Raw genomic sequence first — 15,802 nt, 5'->3', positions numbered from 1 at the left:
GATCTTCTCCTCGGTATGACCGGGTTCCTTATTGGATGAATCCGGTCATGTACTTGATGAGTTCCTCCTGGCTGGCGTCTTTGGCCTTGGCCGTGTGGACGACGCGGCCGCGGAACATGACGGCGATGCGATCGGCCACCTGGAGGATCTCGATGAGGTTGTGGCCGATATAGATGACCCCCACCCCCTCCGAGGCGAGCCGGCGCGCCATAGCAATGACGTGCTCGCGCTCCATGACAGCGAGAGCCGCAGTCGGTTCGTCAAGAATCACCACCTTGGCTTTCCAATAGAGTGCTCGCGCGATCGCGACCGCCTGCCTTTGTCCGCCCGAGAGACCAAGTACAGAGCTGGTAGTCGACGGTATCCGGCTTTCGATTCGGGCAAGAAGCGCCTCGGTTTCGGCGCGGATCCTGGCATCGTCGACAAAAGGAAGAATGCCGAACAAACGCCATACCGGCTCCCGGCCAAGAAAGATGTTGGCGCCGACCGAGAGGTCGTCCGCGAGCGCCAGATCCTGGTACACGGTCTCAATGCCGATCCTGCGACCCTCGCGCGGATTGTCGATCACGACCGGCTTTCCATCGAGCAGGATCTCGCCGAAATCCGCTTTGTAAACGCCCGAAATATGCTTGATCAGGGTGGACTTGCCGGCGCCGTTGTCGCCGACCACGGCCAGCACCTCGCCGGCTTGCAGGCTCAGGTCGACGCCGCGCAGTGCCGCGACCGGCCCGAAGCTCTTAGTCAATCGCTTTACCTCAAGCAGCGGCAGCAAGCTCTTCCTCCTTCAGGCACGGCCGTTCTGGGCCTCACGCTTGCGGACGGCATTTGACGGTTACCGAATATTGGTCGCGCTGGAAGCGAACCGAAAAGGACAATGCCGCAATGCAGCGGCGGTCCAAGTCGGAGACTGGCGGGGCTGGGGCAAATCCGGGGTACAACTGTCGTTCAATTCACGAATTATGTCTCAATGTTATACTTTCAAGAGGCATCCTCATGAATGTTGCGCTCGACGGGCGGGCTTCATCGGTTGCTGCGATACTGCCGCCCGAATTGAAGCCGGGCCCACGCGGTGCCCGCTGCAAAATCCGGTCTACTTCGCCGGATGGTTCGCGCCGAACAGGCCAGAGGCCAACTGCGATGATCGAGGTGCCGGAAACTTTGGCGACGGCGCTCGGATAGATCCCGCCGTTGTCCTTGCGCTTTGAGCGCGGAAGTGGCGGTCTACGAATTCTTCAATCGGGCCCGTCAAGCTTCTGTGGACGAGAGCAAAAAACCAACTACGTCATTTTCCGAGCGAAGCCGCTTTTAGTGATACTGGGTGCTGACAAGCCGTGCCGATCGGCGATCTGGCAAACTGCGATCCGGCCCGGCAGTGTTACGATGCGATACGTGGCCTTCCGATAGCTGTCGCAACGACAGTGGCTTCGACGAAGCTGCGCTTACCCTCGATCGTCGCTGCTTTGACCTGCCGCGCGGCCTCGATCCGAGCCCGATCGGTCCCGGCGCGCTCGGCGAGACTTGCCGCCAGGACACGGACGTGCGCTTCGGCGGCGTCCATCGCTTCATCCTCGGTATCGAAGTCATCCAGACGCTCGCCCGAATTCAGGCGAAAAAGGCCTATCTCCGGCTGGCTCACGCGTGCTTCCGCCGACATGCGAACCTGTCCGACGACCGCACCCAGCGCGTTGGCCACGTCCGCATGCTCGGCAATATGGCAGTCATTGCCAAGCATGGGCGGCAGACCGGCATAGTGGAGCGAGGCGGAAGCCCCGAGGCCGATCACCGGCCGGTCGAGCACGATCGACAGCCGCGCCATTCCGCCTCGCCGGCCGACGGCTCTCTGGACCAGCGGATTGGCAACGGAGACACCGCCGTCCAGCCCGTCCTCGGCGAACACCGTTTCCAGAATGGCCTCGGCCGAACGCTGGGTAACGGAAGCGAGAACCATCTCGCAAAACGCATCCGCGTCTTTCGCGATAGGATGCCCCTGGCCATCGCGCCGGCGTGCGAACAGCTCGGCGCCCAGCCGCGCGGCGACAGGATTCCAGTTGGCCTGCCGGCCAAGCACGTGAGCCGCGTCGGACGGCGTAAAGCCGACGATGTGCACCAGGCCGCGCGCGACCAGGCGATTGAGTGTCGCTACCTGTGAGGTCGACATCAGCAGGTCATCGAGCGCGGCCGGAATTGCCGAGATATTGGCATAGAGTCGCCCCTCAGTAGTTGTCAGGCCGGCCGCGAGACGGTGGGGAACTCCCGTGCGCAAGGCAAAGCGGCCGTCCAGCCGGCTGGTGGTGGGCTTGAGCAATTGGCGCTGCAGATCCTTGGCGACGGCATCGCCATGCTCCACGGCGGCGAGCGCCAGCGGCACGAGCCGGCGTGGCCCGAGCACGATCGCCGAGGCAAGCGACCGCTCCTGAAGCGAAACCTCCGAGTCTCCCCCGAGGCCGAAGGTGCGCATGGCGACAGCCTCGACCATGGTGCGCTGGCCGCCGACGGTCGCGCCGTCGGGATCAAGCCGCAGGCGGCCGGCCTCCAGAACCGCAATGTCGGTTGTCGTGCCCCCAATGTCGGAAATCACCGCGTCTTCGATATCCGTCAGATAGCGGGCGCCGACAAGGCTGGCTGCCGGGCCGGACAGAATGGTCTCGATCGGCCGGGCCCGGGCAAATTTTGTGGTGACCAACGTGCCGTCGCCGCGCACCATCATCAGTGGCGCCGCTATGCCGCGCTTTTCGAGAAAGCCTTCCGTGGCATCGACGAGGCGGGCGATCATCGAGATGAGGCGCGCGTTGAGAAGCGTCGTCAGCGCGCGGCGCGGCCCACCGAGCTTCGACGACAGTTCATGCGAACAGGTTACCGGAAGCCCGCTGCGCTCGCGGACGAGATCGCGCGCCGCGATCTCGTGTTCGGGATTGCGAACCGCGAAATAGGAAGCCACGGCGACGCCCGAAACGGTATCGGCAAGAGCGGGCAACGCCTCGGCCAGAGCATCCAGCACAAGGGGACGCGGATCGCCGTGGACATCATGCCCGCCAGGGCAAAAGAAAACGGGATCGGAGCCCAGTGCCTTGGACAAACCGCTGCGGGCAAGATCGTCTTCGGCGAAGCCGATCATCACCATGGCGACCCGGCCGCCCTGCCCTTCGATCAGCGCGTTGGTGGCGAGCGTGGTCGACATCGACACCAGCTTGATCGCGGCGGGAGAGATGGCCGCCTGGCCAAGGACCGCGTCGACGGCGCCGGCGATACCCTGGGCAAGGTCGTGCCGGGTCGTCAGCGACTTTGCCTTGGCGACGATGCCCGCGGCCTCCGACCACAGGACGGCATCGGTGTAGGTGCCGCCTGTGTCGATACCGAGATACAGCGGGAAAGCCTGGCCTATGGCCGCGTTCATACATCCCCCTGGCCTGGATTGGGAGAGAAGTACCGGGGGAACTTGTCCGCTTCGCCGTCGAACGCCTTTGCGTCCGCGGGCGGATCGCGCTTGATCGTGATGTTTGGCCAGGTCGACGCGTATTCGGCGTTCAGCACCAGCCAATCCTGAAGGCCGGGCACGGTGTCGGGAAAGATCGCCTTGGCGGGACACTCTGGCTCGCAGACGCCGCAATCGATGCATTCGTCCGGATGAATGACGAGCATGTTCTCGCCCTCGTAGAAACAGTCGACGGGGCAGACCTCGACGCAGTCCATGTATTTGCACTTGATGCAGTTGTCGGTGACCACGAACGTCATGCGGTACCTATCGGCCATGGTTGATCCGGGCGGTAGAACAGAGCGAGCTTGAGGCTTTCGGCGATGCGGACCGCCTTGCGCCAGAACAGGCCCGCTGTCTCGCCGTCCAGCAATTCGGCGCAACTCTCGCCGAACAGAGCGAGCCAACGGTCGAACAGGCCGATCTCCAGCCCTTCGATGCGTTTGTGGATCATGACGGGCTCGCCCTTGTAGCGCCCCGTTGTCAGCATCACCGACGACCAGAAGTCGTACATCTTCTTGAGATGCGGTCCCCATTCATCCTGGATAACGCGCTCGAAGATCGGGCCGAGATCGGGATCGGCGCGAACCTTGTCGTAGAACAAGTCCACGAGCTGGCGGATCTGCTGTTCGGAAACCGGGGCCTTGTCCCTCACGCCGATGCTCACTGGTTCGGTGTCCCGTCGCGCCTTCAAACCATCGTATAGGCGATGTCGAGCGGAACGCGGTGATCGTCGACCGCCCGAACGCCGGCAGTGTTCTCGGCCAGAACGAGCGATGCCTTGCGTTCCTGTTCCGACAGGTAACCGCCCCAGAAGGCGACCACCCCGTTGGTCACAACCACATCGGCTTCTCCGATCGACGGCCATGCCTCGGAGCGCAGGGCACCAATAATTTCCCGCCTGATACTGGCATCATCATGGAATGAGACCGGGCGAGGCAGGCTCTCCCTGGCGCAAATCAGTGCGCGCACCAGGTCCGCCCGGGCGACGATCCCCACGACGCGTTCGCCATTGACGACGAAGACGCGCCGGGTGCGATTGACCTCCAGCAGTGCCGCGATTTCGTCGATCGGGGTGCTCAACGAAACGGTGACCACTTTTCTGGTCATGACGTCCGTCACATGGACGGAGTGCGACTTTAGATAGTCCGACGCGAGCGCGTTGTTGTTGCCGAAGAGCTGAAACCACCAGGAACGCCGCCGTGTGGCTGTCCCGATTTCCGCCCTGTGGATCAGGTCCTCCTCGCTTACGATGCCGAGCAGCACACCCTGGTCGATCACCGCAACCGCGCTCAAATCGCGCGTGACAAGGAGGTCGCACACTTCGTCCAATGTGCTGTCCGGGCCTACCCCGACGACCGGTGACGTCATGATATCCAATGCGATCAGCGCCCGCGCTCTGTCGAGCGGCCGAATGCCTGGCCACGGAAGCATCTTGTGGTTATCGCGTTTGGACCTGTCCATCATCTGCCGGCCTCGCCGCGCCTTTCCCAGGGGCTGACACCCCAACACCCGGGCTCGGCGACGATATCAATGCTGCCAATTCGCAATTGGAGATTCAGCTCTCTTTGCATGCGAGGCAAACGAAATTTATTGCCGTACTGGCGCAAATATCTTGCATCGAAATCTCGCTTCCGAACGAGTGACGCAGCCCTTTCCTTTTCGGAATCAGTATGCATTTTTTGATGGATGCAGCCGCTGCGTCCGGAGCGTCTCGCCTCAGCAGGCGGTGATTTCGATCATGAATGAACGGTCTGGAGGGAGATGTCTATGAGTATCACTGGTGCCCAATGCCGCGCCGCTCGCGCGCTGGTCGAATGGACTCGTGAAAAGCTCGCCAGCAATTCCGACGTGGATGCCTCGGTCATCGAAGAATTCGAGCGTCGGATCACCCTTCCCAGCCAGGATGTCTGCGACACGCTGCAAACCACGCTCGAAAACGCCGGCGCTGTTTTCATCGCCGAGAACGGCGGCGGTATCGGCGTCCGCCTGAAACTCAATCGCTCGGAAGTCAAGCGGATCGGCGTGCTGGAAAATGAAGGCGGCATCGTTGGCATAGATGCCGTCCCGTAGGCCCAAGGCATCGAGGATCGATCGATTCGTGGTCAAAACCTTCGCGGGTAGACTGGAACCGACTCGGCCAGACAGCGCAAACAACGGAAGTCAATCTCATGACGGTTACATGGGACGATCTCACCAATGAGGAACGAACGGCTCTCAAGCGGATGAACCGCGGGCCTTACCCTTCACTATCAAAAACCATGGCCGAACGGCTTGTCTTCCTCGGATTGGCGGAAGAAAGGCCGAGTGGGACCGGGATAAACAGGACTGGAAGAGAACTGGTGATAAATACGTTGCTCGGCGTTCGCCCAAAATAGCTCAAGACTGGCGCCCCCGGGGCAGCTGCCTTGACTTCCTGGATTGCTTCCCCAACTATGGTCCTATGAACGCCGCCGCTAGAATTCTTTTTGATTCTCTTTTCCGGGTTTGCCCCATCGCGGGATCGTAACCCCCGGCTCGGCCGCCATGTGCCCCGAGCCGAGGGGCATGACTTTTATCGACATGGGATGATCCGCGGGTGGCATGCCCCCAGGTGTCGCCGCTTCAAGCAAAAAATCTCCCCGAATTGGCCAATTTCCGCCACCTCATGGCTGCTGGCTCGCTAAAATTATGAGAATTCAAAATGCAACAAAACACGAAAACCCGCCGTAAGCCCAATATCCGTATTTCGCAGTCGGACTATGCGCGTTTATCGGCGCTCGCGAGCACTATGGCCGCACGAAACCCGGATGCGTCCGATGAACTGCTTGCCGAAATCGAGCGTGCGCGCGTCGTCGCCGATGGCTGGGTCTCCGCCGCCACTGTCCGGATGGGCTCGACCGTGACGTTCAAGCCCGACACAGGCGATCGGAAAACAGTCACGCTGGTCTATCCGGGCGATGCCGATATCTCTGAGGGCAAGGTTTCAATCCTGACGCCGATCGGCACGGCTTTGATCGGCCTCTCGGCTGGACAGTCGATCATGTGGACCGCCCGAGACGGGCGTCGGCACGAACTGTTGGTGCTTGGTGTGAGCCATCCAGCCCCGGAAGGCGATAGTGCCGACCGCCTCGCACCTGCGTCTCCCGCGATCGTTGCGAGCCTCTAGACATGGGCATCTCCTTCCGGCTCCTCAATCATGCAGGCAGCCTGATCGCGGGAGTCTGACCCCTGGGCCGGCCTATCCTGGTCCGGCGCAGGGGTAGCTTCCACCATCCGATCAACTGCTTGATGCCGGATCCCCCTGGACGGGCCGGCTGGAGGCGTGTCATGCCCACTATCGATAGCTGCCAACTGACCACCAAGGACTACACAATCCTTGAGGTGATACGGGAGCGCCATCCAATCCAGGACGAAACCTTCTCGAATATTCTTCAACTGAAGATTTCGAGCGCGGTTGTAATGTTTCGGGAAGACATTCCGGCAAACGTCGTGACACTCAGCAGCCGCGTGGCTTATCGCGTGAACGACGGCCCTGCCGAAACCCGCATCGTCTCCCATGACCACATGCGCGGTTTGATCGGGATGCTTTTGCCTATCACCAATCTGCGCGGCCTGGCGTTGCTCGGTCTGGCCGAGGGTCAGTCCATCTCCATTCCGGCAGCCGACGGCGGCCTTGAAACGCTGACCGTGCACGAAGTGGTTTATCAACCAGAAGCGGCAAGGCGCGAGCGGCTGAAGCTGGCGGGAACTGCTGCGCCGGACTCGTATCGGCTGGGCGGACCGGATCTGCGCGTCGTCCACCGTTCCGATGAACCCCACGGCCAAGCTCAGAACAAGGTTGCGGCGGCCTTCGACACCGGGTTCGACGACCCGGGTCCGTCGGCCGCCTGAGAACTCGACTATCCCGTAGGCAGTGAAGGCGGGTAGACAAGCGTTCCGTCGACCCTCTCCCTCGCGCCGTCGGTGAGTTTCGCCGGCTCGACATTGTCGTGGCCCGTTAGATGAAAAACGGCTTCTCCGTGGCTGATCAGATAGTCAGCCACGATTCTCCTGTGACAGCGCCACCAGAGCGCTTCCGAACACATGACTGCACACCGCCGCTCCCTGCCGAGCGACACGAGTCGGTCCAAACCGCGATGGAATTCCGCCGAGAGCGCGTAGTCGGCGTAGTTGTGAAAGCTCTGGTTTATCCAGAATGCATTGAGCGTAGCTGGAATGCCGTGCGCCTTGCCACGCAGCCCGCCAAGCTCGGCGATGCATTCATATCCGACCCCGAACGTTGCCAGGCTTTCCGGAAGCACCTCGCTGTTGAACTGCGGGTTCGCTCGCGATCGCCTGATGGTCCTTATGTCGACCACCAGGGTGATGTCTCCAACTCGCAGCAGGGCAACGAATTCGGCAATCGACCGGGTTGAGTGACCGATGGTGTAGAACGGATAAGGCATGTCCGGTCAATCCCGTGACGATCATCCTGGCCTAACCTTTGGCTTTCGCCTGGGGGAACGATCATTTCACAACTTGCTTCAGGCCGCGTAGCGCCTCATGCACGTCGGTTCGCGCCTCGCTTGCTTCCGGATAGACCGCATAGGCCGGATAGGTGAATTCCGGCGCGCCCTCCACGACCTCCAGCTGCCCCGCCTCGATATGAGGAGCCGCAGCGCCCCGGCGGAAATAGCCCATGCCGCCCGCCCGCAGAATATAGCTGAGACCCAACGGCCCTAGGCCAACCAGCAATCCAGGCTCTCCGAACGCGGTCGAACTTGCGTCGTGCTGCGCCGCGAACAGCGGTCCCCAATCCACATAGACATAGTCTTTCGCACCAGCCGGGTCTTCGCTCTTGGCCCTCACGAGAACAAGTTGCTCTTCGACTAGCAACTCCACCTTGAAACCTGGCAACAGCTTCGGCGCATAGAGCACCGCGATATCCAGGACCCCGGTCCTGAGCTGTTCGAGAAGCTGGTCGGGCACGCCGACCTGAGCATGGATGGCGATTTCGGGCTTGGCTTTCTTCATCCATACCAGCCAGTCGAGCAGCAGCGGATTCCACAGGCTGAGCTCGCCGCCCAAGGCAACGACGCTTGTCCGTCCCGACGGGATGGCGAGTTGGTGGCGAGCGCGTTCCCAGATCTGAACGAAAGACTGGGCAAAGCGCTCGAACTCTCGACCGGACGGCGTCAATTGCGCGCCATTGCGGTTCCTGATGAAGAGCTGACGGCCGAGCTCCTCCTCCAGCGTGCGGATGCGAGCGCTAACGGTGGTCTGGGTTACATGGAGACGGTCGGCAGCCCTGAGGAAACTGCCTGAATGGACGATTTCAAGGAATGTCCGCGCGCGATCGATATCCATCGGCCCCTCGTTTGCGTGCAATAATTTTGCACTTATACAGCATTTAATTCCGTTTGCCTTCCCGTTTCGTGCGGAGCACGTTCCCATCAACGCATGGGGCCAATATACGGAGATGGCGATGGCCGTGAAGACACACATCGATCCTGAAATCCGGGAATACGCATCTCCGCCCTGCTTCGCGCACGAACTTTCATCCGAATATGGCGGACAATCGGAGCCGGGAGATTCCTGGAGCTGCGTCCTGCGCTGGCGCAAGGCTGAACGGCAGAGGCTGATCGAGGAGCGCCTCGCCATCGACGCCGACGAGAGGAAGGAAAGGTCCGCCCGCATCGCTTCGCGTCTCGATCTCGCCATCGGCAAGGTCAGCGGGCGCATCGTAAGCGGGTATTGGCCGTTCCGCGGCGAACCCGACCTTCGCAACTGGGCAATTAAGATCATCGAGCGCGGTGGCAGGATCGCGCTTCCCGTCGTCATCAGAAAAGGCTGGCCGCTGGAGTTTCGCGTCTGGAGGCCGGGCGACCCGCTTGAGCGTGGCGTCTGGAATATCCTGGTTCCCTCACGCGGCCCCTCGGTTCTGCCGGACGTCGTGATCGCGCCGGTGGTCGGCTTCGACGAAGCGAACTACCGCTTGGGATATGGCGGCGGCTTCTTTGACAGGACACTCGCCGCGATGCACCGGCGGCCGCTGGTCGTCGGCGTGGGTTACGCAGGAAGCAGGCTCCGAACGATCTATCCGCAGCCTCACGACATTCCTATGGACGCAATCGTCACGGACGACTGAACACGAAGCAGACAGCGCCTGGTTCCCCGATCGCGCCGACGGCTGAATGTCGCCCGTCCCGGCAACCGTCCTGCATGCCTGAATGAAAGGCAGGAGAGCACCATGTCGAATCCAGCAACAACGTTCGATGACCACAAGCCCCGGTTTCTCGTCAGGTGGCTGTTCTCGACCAACCACAAGGATATCGGGACACTCTATCTGCTGTTCTCGATCATGACTGGGATCTTCGGCACCGCGCTTTCGGTGCTGATCCGGATGGAGCTCCAGGAGCCCGGGCTGCAGATATTCAGCGACCCGATGACCTACAATGTCGTCGTCAGTTCCCACGGCCTGGTCATGATCTTCTTCGTGCTGATGCCGGCGCTGATCGGCGGCTTCGGCAACTGGATGGTGCCGATCATGATCGGCGCGCCCGATATGGCGTTCCCGCGCATGAACAACATCTCGTTCTGGCTGCTGGTAGCCGCGTTTATCCTCTTCATCACCTCGATGTTCATGCCGGGAGCGCCAGGCACGCTTGGCCACGGCGGCGGCTGGACGCTCTACCCGCCACTTTCGACCTCCGGCCAGCCAGGCCCCGCGGTCGACCTCGTCATTCTTTCGATCCACCTTGCGGGAGCGTCATCGATCCTTGGCGCGATCAACTTCATCACCACCATCTTCAACATGCGCGCGCCGGGAATGACGATGCACAAGATGCCGCTCTTTGCCTGGGCGATGCTGGTGACCGCCTTCATGCTGCTGATGTCGCTGCCGGTGCTGGCCGGCGCGATCACGATGCTGCTCACGGACCGCAATTTCGGCACGACCTTCTTCGTGCCTGACGGCGGCGGCGACCCGATCCTCTTTCAGCACCTGTTCTGGTTCTTCGGCCATCCTGAGGTCTACATCATGATCCTGCCCGGCTTCGGCATCATCAGCCACGTCATCTCGACCTTCGCCAAGAAGCCTATCTTCGGCTATATCGGCATGGCCTATGCGATGGTGGCGATCGGCATGATCGGCTTCATCGTCTGGGCGCATCATATGTATACGACCGGCATCTCGGTCGACAGCCAGCGCTACTTCGCCTTCGCCTCGATGGTGATCGCCGTTCCGACTGGCGTGAAGGTGTTTTCCTGGCTCGCCACGATGTGGGGCGGGTCGATCGAGTTCAAGACACCGATGCTGTTTGCCGTCGGCTTCGTCCTCCTTTTCACCATCGGCGGCGTCACCGGGATCATGGTCGCCAGTCCCGGGATCGACCGCTCCCTGCACGACACCTATTTCGTGATCGCCCACTTCCACTACGTGCTGTCCTTGGGCGCGGTCTTCGCCATCTTCGCTGGCTGGTACTACTGGTTCCCGAAGATGACAGGCTACATGTACAGCGAGACGCTGGGAAAACTGCATTTCTGGACGATGTTCATAGGCGTCAATCTCGTCTTCTTCCCGCAGCACTTCCTCGGCATGGCCGGCATGCCGCGCCGCACCGCCGACTACCCCGACGCTTTCGCCGGCTGGAATTTCGTCGCGTCGATCGGATCCTACATCTCGACCGTGGGGCTGATCATCTTCTTCGTGGCCGTTGCCGAAGCTTTCAGCCGCAAGCGCACGGCCAGCGCCAACCCGTGGGGCGCAGGAGCGACCACCCTCGAATGGCAGCTGCCCTCGCCGCCGCCATTCCATCAGTGGGACCAACTGCCCCGCATCCGTTGAACGACCGGATCACTGGATGCTTCGGCAAGCTGTCTGGTGAATGTCATGAACGAGACCATAGACCCGACCAGCCAAATCTTGCTTGTTGCGATCTTCGCCTTTTGGTGGGCAATGCTAGGCAGTTGGACCCAGCTTCTGTCGCGCTGGATCGAGGAGATGGCCAAGCGGAACGATGCGTCGACGCGGCGGAACGGCAGCATTGAGCTTGCGTCCTCTGTAGACACGCCCCTGGACGCACTTCGAGAGATCGATCCGGACTTCGACCTCCCCGCATTCCTATTCGGTGCCAAGAGCGCCTATGAAGCTATCCTGCGGGCCTATGTGGACGAGGACATGCCGACGTTGAAACGCCTCGTCGGGCCTGAAGTGCTTGATGCGCTTGAGCGAGAAGTCTCCGGCCGCCGCGATCGGGAGGAGACGCTGCAGCTCACCTTCATCGGTACGCGTCAGGCAAAGATCGTCGATGCCCTCGAGGAGGACGGCACCGCTGAGATCGTCGTCCGGTACGTTTCCGACGTTGTCAGCGTCACACGGTCCGCCGACGATGCGGTCGTCGCAGGCGATCCCCGGCAGATCGTTCAGGTGATCGACTATTGGACGTTCGCGTGTGAAAGTCAGTCGACGAAGCGGAATTGGATGCTGATAGCCACGGAAGGCGAATAGCGCTTGCGATCTTCCGATCACGGTAGGCGGGCGGCTATCTCAATCGGATCGGGTCGGCCAGAGTCGCGCCCCATAGAAGACCGCCGCCGCGTCAACATGGCCCCTATAACCCGGCGCGAAGTACCTCCAAACGTCAGCAGGCATCCTGCAAGGACACGTGACCGCGGCAATGCCGGAAGCTGCCCCGCAACGCTCCAAAATCTTATATTATGAAGAACGATCAGAGAAGCGCTCCGGCCGGGCGTGATCGTAACGGTGCCACCCTACTCGAACATGATCCGAGCGGTACCTCTTTTGGCGATCAACACTCTCCGGACTTCCTGAATCCGCTGGGCCTGTTGTTTGGTATAGGGACCCATCGGCCGCGTCTTTTTATTGCCGCGACGCACCAGGCAGTACCAGCGGCCGCTGTCTGCGAAGATTTCAACCGAGGTTGGCATTTCGCCGGACTCTTCCTTGGCAATCTCCTCGGCGAACTCGACGATCCTTGAACAGTGCTGAGCGGGCGCAGTGGCGGGCAAACCGGCGACTGCATTAAATTCCTGCAGCAGTATGGACATAGGTCGAACTCCTTTCTGTCACGATAAAACACCCGTTCATCCCGGTTGTACTCCCGGTTACCCACGTGCGCCTTCTAGGTTGCCATTTGCCGCTCCATCGCGACCTCGGCCTCCAGACTTTCGATATCGCGGAAGATCGAAGCGACAGCCAGCGTGCGCCCTCCCCGTTTGAAGCGGAGCAGGCAATCCTTGGCTGCGATGTCTCCATCAACCGCGATGTCATCCCATTGTTCGGCATGGCCGACATAGTTGATGGGGACATCGTAGTGCTGGCTCCAGAAGAACGGCACGGCGGTGAATCTCTCGCGATGGCCGAGCATGTTGAGCGCCGCAGTTCGCCCCTGTCTCTCTGCAACCACCCAATGCTCGACCCGGATGTTCTCGCCACTGTGGGGATCGGGCCACCGGGCAATGTCGCCCGCCGCGAATATGCCAGGCGCACTCGTTTCCAGAAATGAGTTCACCACCACACCGCGATCGACGCTAAGCCCGGCCTTTTCGGCGAGCCCGATCCGCGGTCGCACGCCGACCCCGGCCACGACGAAATCCGCCGCCAACGTCCCGCCACTGTTGAGCTTCAGCTTGCTGCCGTCGAGGCTGGCCGCAGTATCCTGGAGATGGAATACGACACCATTCTCCTCATGGAGGGTGCGGATGAAATCGCCCATCTGCCGACCCAGGACACGCTCCATTGGCCGTTTGTCTGGCGCCACGACATGGACGTCGATGCCGCGCGAGCGCAGGGCCGCCGCAACCTCCAAGCCGATGAAACTGGCGCCGAGCACGACGCAGCGCCGCGCGTTCGCGGCCCGCTCGATGATCGCTTTGCAGTCCGCGATCGAGCGCAGCGTGTGGACACGAGATTGCTCAGCACCGGGGATGGCAAGGCGAACCGGTTCGGCCCCCGTGGCAAGCAACAGACTGTCGTAAGGAATCCTGCCGCCACCCGCGAGGACGACCTCACGGGAATGCAGGTCGATGCGGTCAGCCTTCGTATTGAGATGTAGGTCGATGCCGTTTTTCGAATAGAACTTCTCCCCGCGGAGCGGAACCCAATCCTCCGGAGCCTTTCCAGCGAGGTAGTCCTTGGAGAGGTTCGGTCGGTCGACGGGCAGCTCTTGGTCATCGCTGACCATGACGATGCTGCCCTGATATTGCTTGCGCCGCAGTGTCTCGGCGGCCGCAAAGCCAGCCGCGCCGCCGCCGACGATGACGATCTTGCCAGGAATTCGGCCCGAGCTTCCGCGGCGCGGCTCCGGCGCCCTCCGTTCGCGCTTTTCGCGCACGAATATCCGATCGTCGCGCTGTTCCACAGACCAACAGGCGAGTGGGTTGAAGGCAGGGGCGTGCAATGCCTCGCCTGTCCGCAAATCGAAGCAGGCGTGATGCCACGGACACCGGACGGTATTTCCCACTACAAGACCCTCGACGAGCGGACCGCCGTAGTGCGTGCACGTTGCTCCTGTGGCGAAGACCTCGCTCCCCCGGCGCACGAGCAGCACCTGCTCGCCGCCGCAATGGCCCACAAGCTTTCCGCCATCGGAAAGGTCGGACAGCGCGATGCCTTGGACCAGATCCGGTCCGGCTAGCTTGGTAGGGCCTTCAGCCACGTTCTTCTCCCTTGGCGATCCTGTGTCAAATCGCTCGTACGGCCGAGAAGCGGCAAATCTTCCACCGCGCAGCCTCGGATCGCATCGTGCCTGGCTGGATTTGCCCTCGTCGCGCCGCTCGCGCCAGGCGCGCCGCCTGGTCACTGTCGCGAGGTTGAGCAACGCTCAGGCGCGAGTTTCCTGCCATTTCCGGTGTCACGCAAACGAATTTAATCGGCAATTACGTGCAATTTTTGTGTTGGCTCAGCGATCTCAACGCTGGCGGGTCATAGGATCGTTTGCCCCGTCTTGCCCCAGTCGCTGAGAAAGGATTCGAGCCCCTTGTCGGTAAGTGGGTGCTTGGCGAGGTTTTTGAGCACAGCTGGCGGCACTGTGGCGATATCGGCGCCGGCGATCGCTGCCTGTTTGACATGGAGCGGACCGCGAATTGAAGACGCAAGGATCTCCGTCGTGAAGGATTTGTCGTTGTCGTAGATCGTGCGGATTTCCCTGATCACTTCCATGCCGTCCAGGCCGAGGTCATCGAGCCTGCCGATGAGCGGCGAAATGAAGGTCGCGCCCGCCTTGGCCGCGAGGAGCGCCTGGTTGGCCGAAAAGCACAGCGTGACGTTGACATTGTGCCCGAGCTGACGGAGCGCCCGGCAAGCCCTGAAACCATCCCAGGTCGAAGGCACCTTGACGGCCACGTTGGCGGCGATCCTGGCCAGACGCTCTCCTTCGGCGACCATCCCATCGAAGTCGGTCGCCGTGACTTCCGCCGAAACCGGGCCCCCGACGATCTGACAAATCTCCTTGATCACATCCCTGATCGGTCGTCCGGTCTTCGCGATAAGGGATGGGTTTGTGGTAACCCCATCGAGAATGCCGACGGCAGCAAGCTCGCGGATTTCAGAAATGTCTGCGGTATCGACAAAGAATTTCATTGTTTTCTCCTCGATGAACATGTCCATCAGCGCCTTGATGGGTTTTCTTTGGCTTGGTTCCAGAAAGGTGACTTCGGTCTCGCTACCGCGATCGCACACCCTACGTCTTTGAAGGCAATGGCAGCGAGACGCGCCGTCCCTATCGATGTCTCAGCAAAACGTCCCTGAGGACGACGGCATCGTTGTGGGCCTCGTCATGAGCCGAGTAGACGAGCGTGACGGCGCCCTGCCGCACGAGGTCGCGCAGCCTGTCGAGTTCATCGCGATGCCCGTGGATTTCCGCCGCGTATCGCAGGCGGAATTCCTCCCAGCGGGCCGGATCGTGTCCGAACCATTTCCGAAGCTCGGTGCTTGGCGCGAGTTCCTTCATCCAATGGTCGATGGCGGCCTCGGCCTTCTTGACCCCGCGCGGCCAAAGCCGGTCAACCAACACCCGTGTGCCATCGTCGGCAACAGGGCTCTCGTATGCCCGCTTCAACTTAATTCTGTCGTCGAAGAATTTCCCGCTCATCGACGTGGTGTCCTGTCCGTCACCGTGTCGTCGACAGGATCAAGGAGGTCAGAGAATTCGTTTTTAAGGATTGCCTCGTCGACCCCATCCGGCACGAACACAAAGATGTCGCCGCGATATCGCTCGATCCAGTGATGCCCGGTGCCATGGTTGCGCAGGTAGTCGCCGATATGATGGACCGTGGAATAGCCTAGACCCGGATGCAGGACGAACTTCATAAGGTTGTGCTTTTAAAAGCTTGGACAGCTAGCCTCCT

18 protein-coding genes are annotated in these 15,802 nt (G+C 61.2%); 6 read left to right on the top strand and 12 right to left on the bottom strand.

The genetic code is table 11. From position 1 onward, the window contains the following. Positions 1-28: 28 nt before the first annotated feature. From AB4136_RS06705 to AB4136_RS06685, 5 genes are all read right to left on the bottom strand, one after another. Positions 29-772 carry an ATP-binding cassette domain-containing protein gene (locus AB4136_RS06705; protein ID WP_441930754.1) on the bottom strand — a complete coding sequence of 248 codons (744 nt, stop codon included), beginning with the start codon at positions 770-772 and terminating at the stop codon, positions 29-31. A 603-nt stretch (positions 773-1,375) separates the two neighbouring features. Then, positions 1,376-3,394, bottom strand: coding sequence for a hydantoinase/oxoprolinase N-terminal domain-containing protein (locus AB4136_RS06700; protein ID WP_441930752.1), 2,019 nt, complete (start codon positions 3,392-3,394; stop codon positions 1,376-1,378). After that, a complete protein-coding gene (gene fdxA / locus AB4136_RS06695; RefSeq protein ID WP_441930750.1) occupies positions 3,391-3,732 on the bottom strand; it encodes a ferredoxin FdxA in 342 nt (113 codons plus the stop codon). The genes AB4136_RS06700 and fdxA overlap by 4 nt, the downstream gene beginning before the upstream one ends. After that, positions 3,729-4,139 carry a group III truncated hemoglobin gene (locus tag AB4136_RS06690; protein WP_441930748.1) on the bottom strand — a complete coding sequence of 137 codons (411 nt, stop codon included), beginning with the start codon at positions 4,137-4,139 and terminating at the stop codon, positions 3,729-3,731. The genes fdxA and AB4136_RS06690 overlap by 4 nt, the downstream gene beginning before the upstream one ends. Before the next feature lie 23 nt (positions 4,140-4,162). Further along, the gene (locus tag AB4136_RS06685) at positions 4,163-4,939 is read right to left on the bottom strand and encodes a CBS domain-containing protein (protein ID WP_441930746.1); all 777 of its coding nucleotides are present in this window, start codon (positions 4,937-4,939) and stop codon (positions 4,163-4,165) included. 303 nt (positions 4,940-5,242) lie between these two features. Here AB4136_RS06685 and AB4136_RS06680 point away from each other — a divergent pair, with 303 nt between their 5' ends. The 3 genes from AB4136_RS06680 to AB4136_RS06670 all read left to right on the top strand — a co-directional run bounded on the left by AB4136_RS06680 (position 5,243) and on the right by AB4136_RS06670 (position 7,345). After that, complete coding sequence (locus AB4136_RS06680; protein WP_441930744.1) at positions 5,243-5,545, top strand: XRE family transcriptional regulator; 303 nt, start codon at positions 5,243-5,245, stop codon at positions 5,543-5,545. 610 nt (positions 5,546-6,155) lie between these two features. Further along, positions 6,156-6,620: a nucleoside diphosphate kinase regulator gene (rnk, locus tag AB4136_RS06675; RefSeq protein ID WP_441930742.1), complete on the top strand. Its 465-nt coding sequence runs from the start codon at positions 6,156-6,158 to the stop codon at positions 6,618-6,620. Positions 6,621-6,781: 161 nt separating this feature from the next. Beyond that, complete coding sequence (locus AB4136_RS06670; RefSeq protein WP_441930740.1) at positions 6,782-7,345, top strand: nucleoside-diphosphate kinase; 564 nt, start codon at positions 6,782-6,784, stop codon at positions 7,343-7,345. 8 nt (positions 7,346-7,353) lie between these two features. Here AB4136_RS06670 and AB4136_RS06665 read toward each other — a convergent pair whose 3' ends face one another. Further along, a complete protein-coding gene (locus AB4136_RS06665; protein WP_441930737.1) occupies positions 7,354-7,899 on the bottom strand; it encodes a DUF488 domain-containing protein in 546 nt (181 codons plus the stop codon). Between the two features lie 61 nt (positions 7,900-7,960). Next, positions 7,961-8,800, bottom strand: coding sequence for a LysR family transcriptional regulator (locus AB4136_RS06660; RefSeq protein ID WP_441930735.1), 840 nt, complete (start codon positions 8,798-8,800; stop codon positions 7,961-7,963). A gap of 118 nt (positions 8,801-8,918) precedes the next feature. Between AB4136_RS06660 and AB4136_RS06655 the strand changes: the two genes are divergently transcribed. From AB4136_RS06655 to AB4136_RS06645, 3 genes are all read left to right on the top strand, one after another. After that, on the top strand, positions 8,919-9,581 hold the full coding sequence (locus AB4136_RS06655; RefSeq protein WP_441930733.1) for a 5-formyltetrahydrofolate cyclo-ligase: 663 nt from the start codon (positions 8,919-8,921) through the stop codon (positions 9,579-9,581). A 102-nt stretch (positions 9,582-9,683) separates the two neighbouring features. Continuing rightward, complete coding sequence (gene ctaD, locus AB4136_RS06650) at positions 9,684-11,279, top strand: cytochrome c oxidase subunit I (RefSeq protein ID WP_441930731.1); 1,596 nt, start codon at positions 9,684-9,686, stop codon at positions 11,277-11,279. 45 nt (positions 11,280-11,324) lie between these two features. Then, entirely contained in the window at positions 11,325-11,942 is a 618-nt protein-coding gene (locus AB4136_RS06645; protein WP_441930729.1) for a Tim44/TimA family putative adaptor protein, read from the top strand. 263 nt (positions 11,943-12,205) lie between these two features. Here AB4136_RS06645 and AB4136_RS06640 read toward each other — a convergent pair whose 3' ends face one another. From AB4136_RS06640 to AB4136_RS06620, 5 genes are all read right to left on the bottom strand, one after another. Then, positions 12,206-12,502 (bottom strand): hypothetical protein, encoded by a 297-nt coding sequence (locus tag AB4136_RS06640; protein WP_441930727.1) that lies wholly within the window; start codon positions 12,500-12,502, stop codon positions 12,206-12,208. Between the two features lie 74 nt (positions 12,503-12,576). Beyond that, entirely contained in the window at positions 12,577-14,112 is a 1,536-nt protein-coding gene (locus AB4136_RS06635; protein WP_441930725.1) for an FAD-dependent oxidoreductase, read from the bottom strand. 266 nt (positions 14,113-14,378) lie between these two features. Next, positions 14,379-15,035, bottom strand: coding sequence for a fructose-6-phosphate aldolase (gene fsa / locus AB4136_RS06630; RefSeq protein ID WP_441930961.1), 657 nt, complete (start codon positions 15,033-15,035; stop codon positions 14,379-14,381). 139 nt (positions 15,036-15,174) lie between these two features. Continuing rightward, entirely contained in the window at positions 15,175-15,546 is a 372-nt protein-coding gene (locus AB4136_RS06625; protein WP_441930723.1) for a DUF488 domain-containing protein, read from the bottom strand. Further along, positions 15,543-15,764, bottom strand: coding sequence for a hypothetical protein (locus AB4136_RS06620; RefSeq protein WP_441930721.1), 222 nt, complete (start codon positions 15,762-15,764; stop codon positions 15,543-15,545). The genes AB4136_RS06625 and AB4136_RS06620 overlap by 4 nt, the downstream gene beginning before the upstream one ends. Positions 15,765-15,802 lie beyond the last annotated feature (38 nt).

The organism is Mesorhizobium sp. 2RAF21 (genome assembly GCF_052115345.1).
Taxonomy (GTDB): domain Bacteria; phylum Pseudomonadota; class Alphaproteobacteria; order Rhizobiales; family Rhizobiaceae; genus Mesorhizobium; species Mesorhizobium terrae.
The sequence above is the reverse complement of the archived record's forward strand: the minus strand, read 5'-3'. Positions and strand labels throughout refer to the sequence as shown.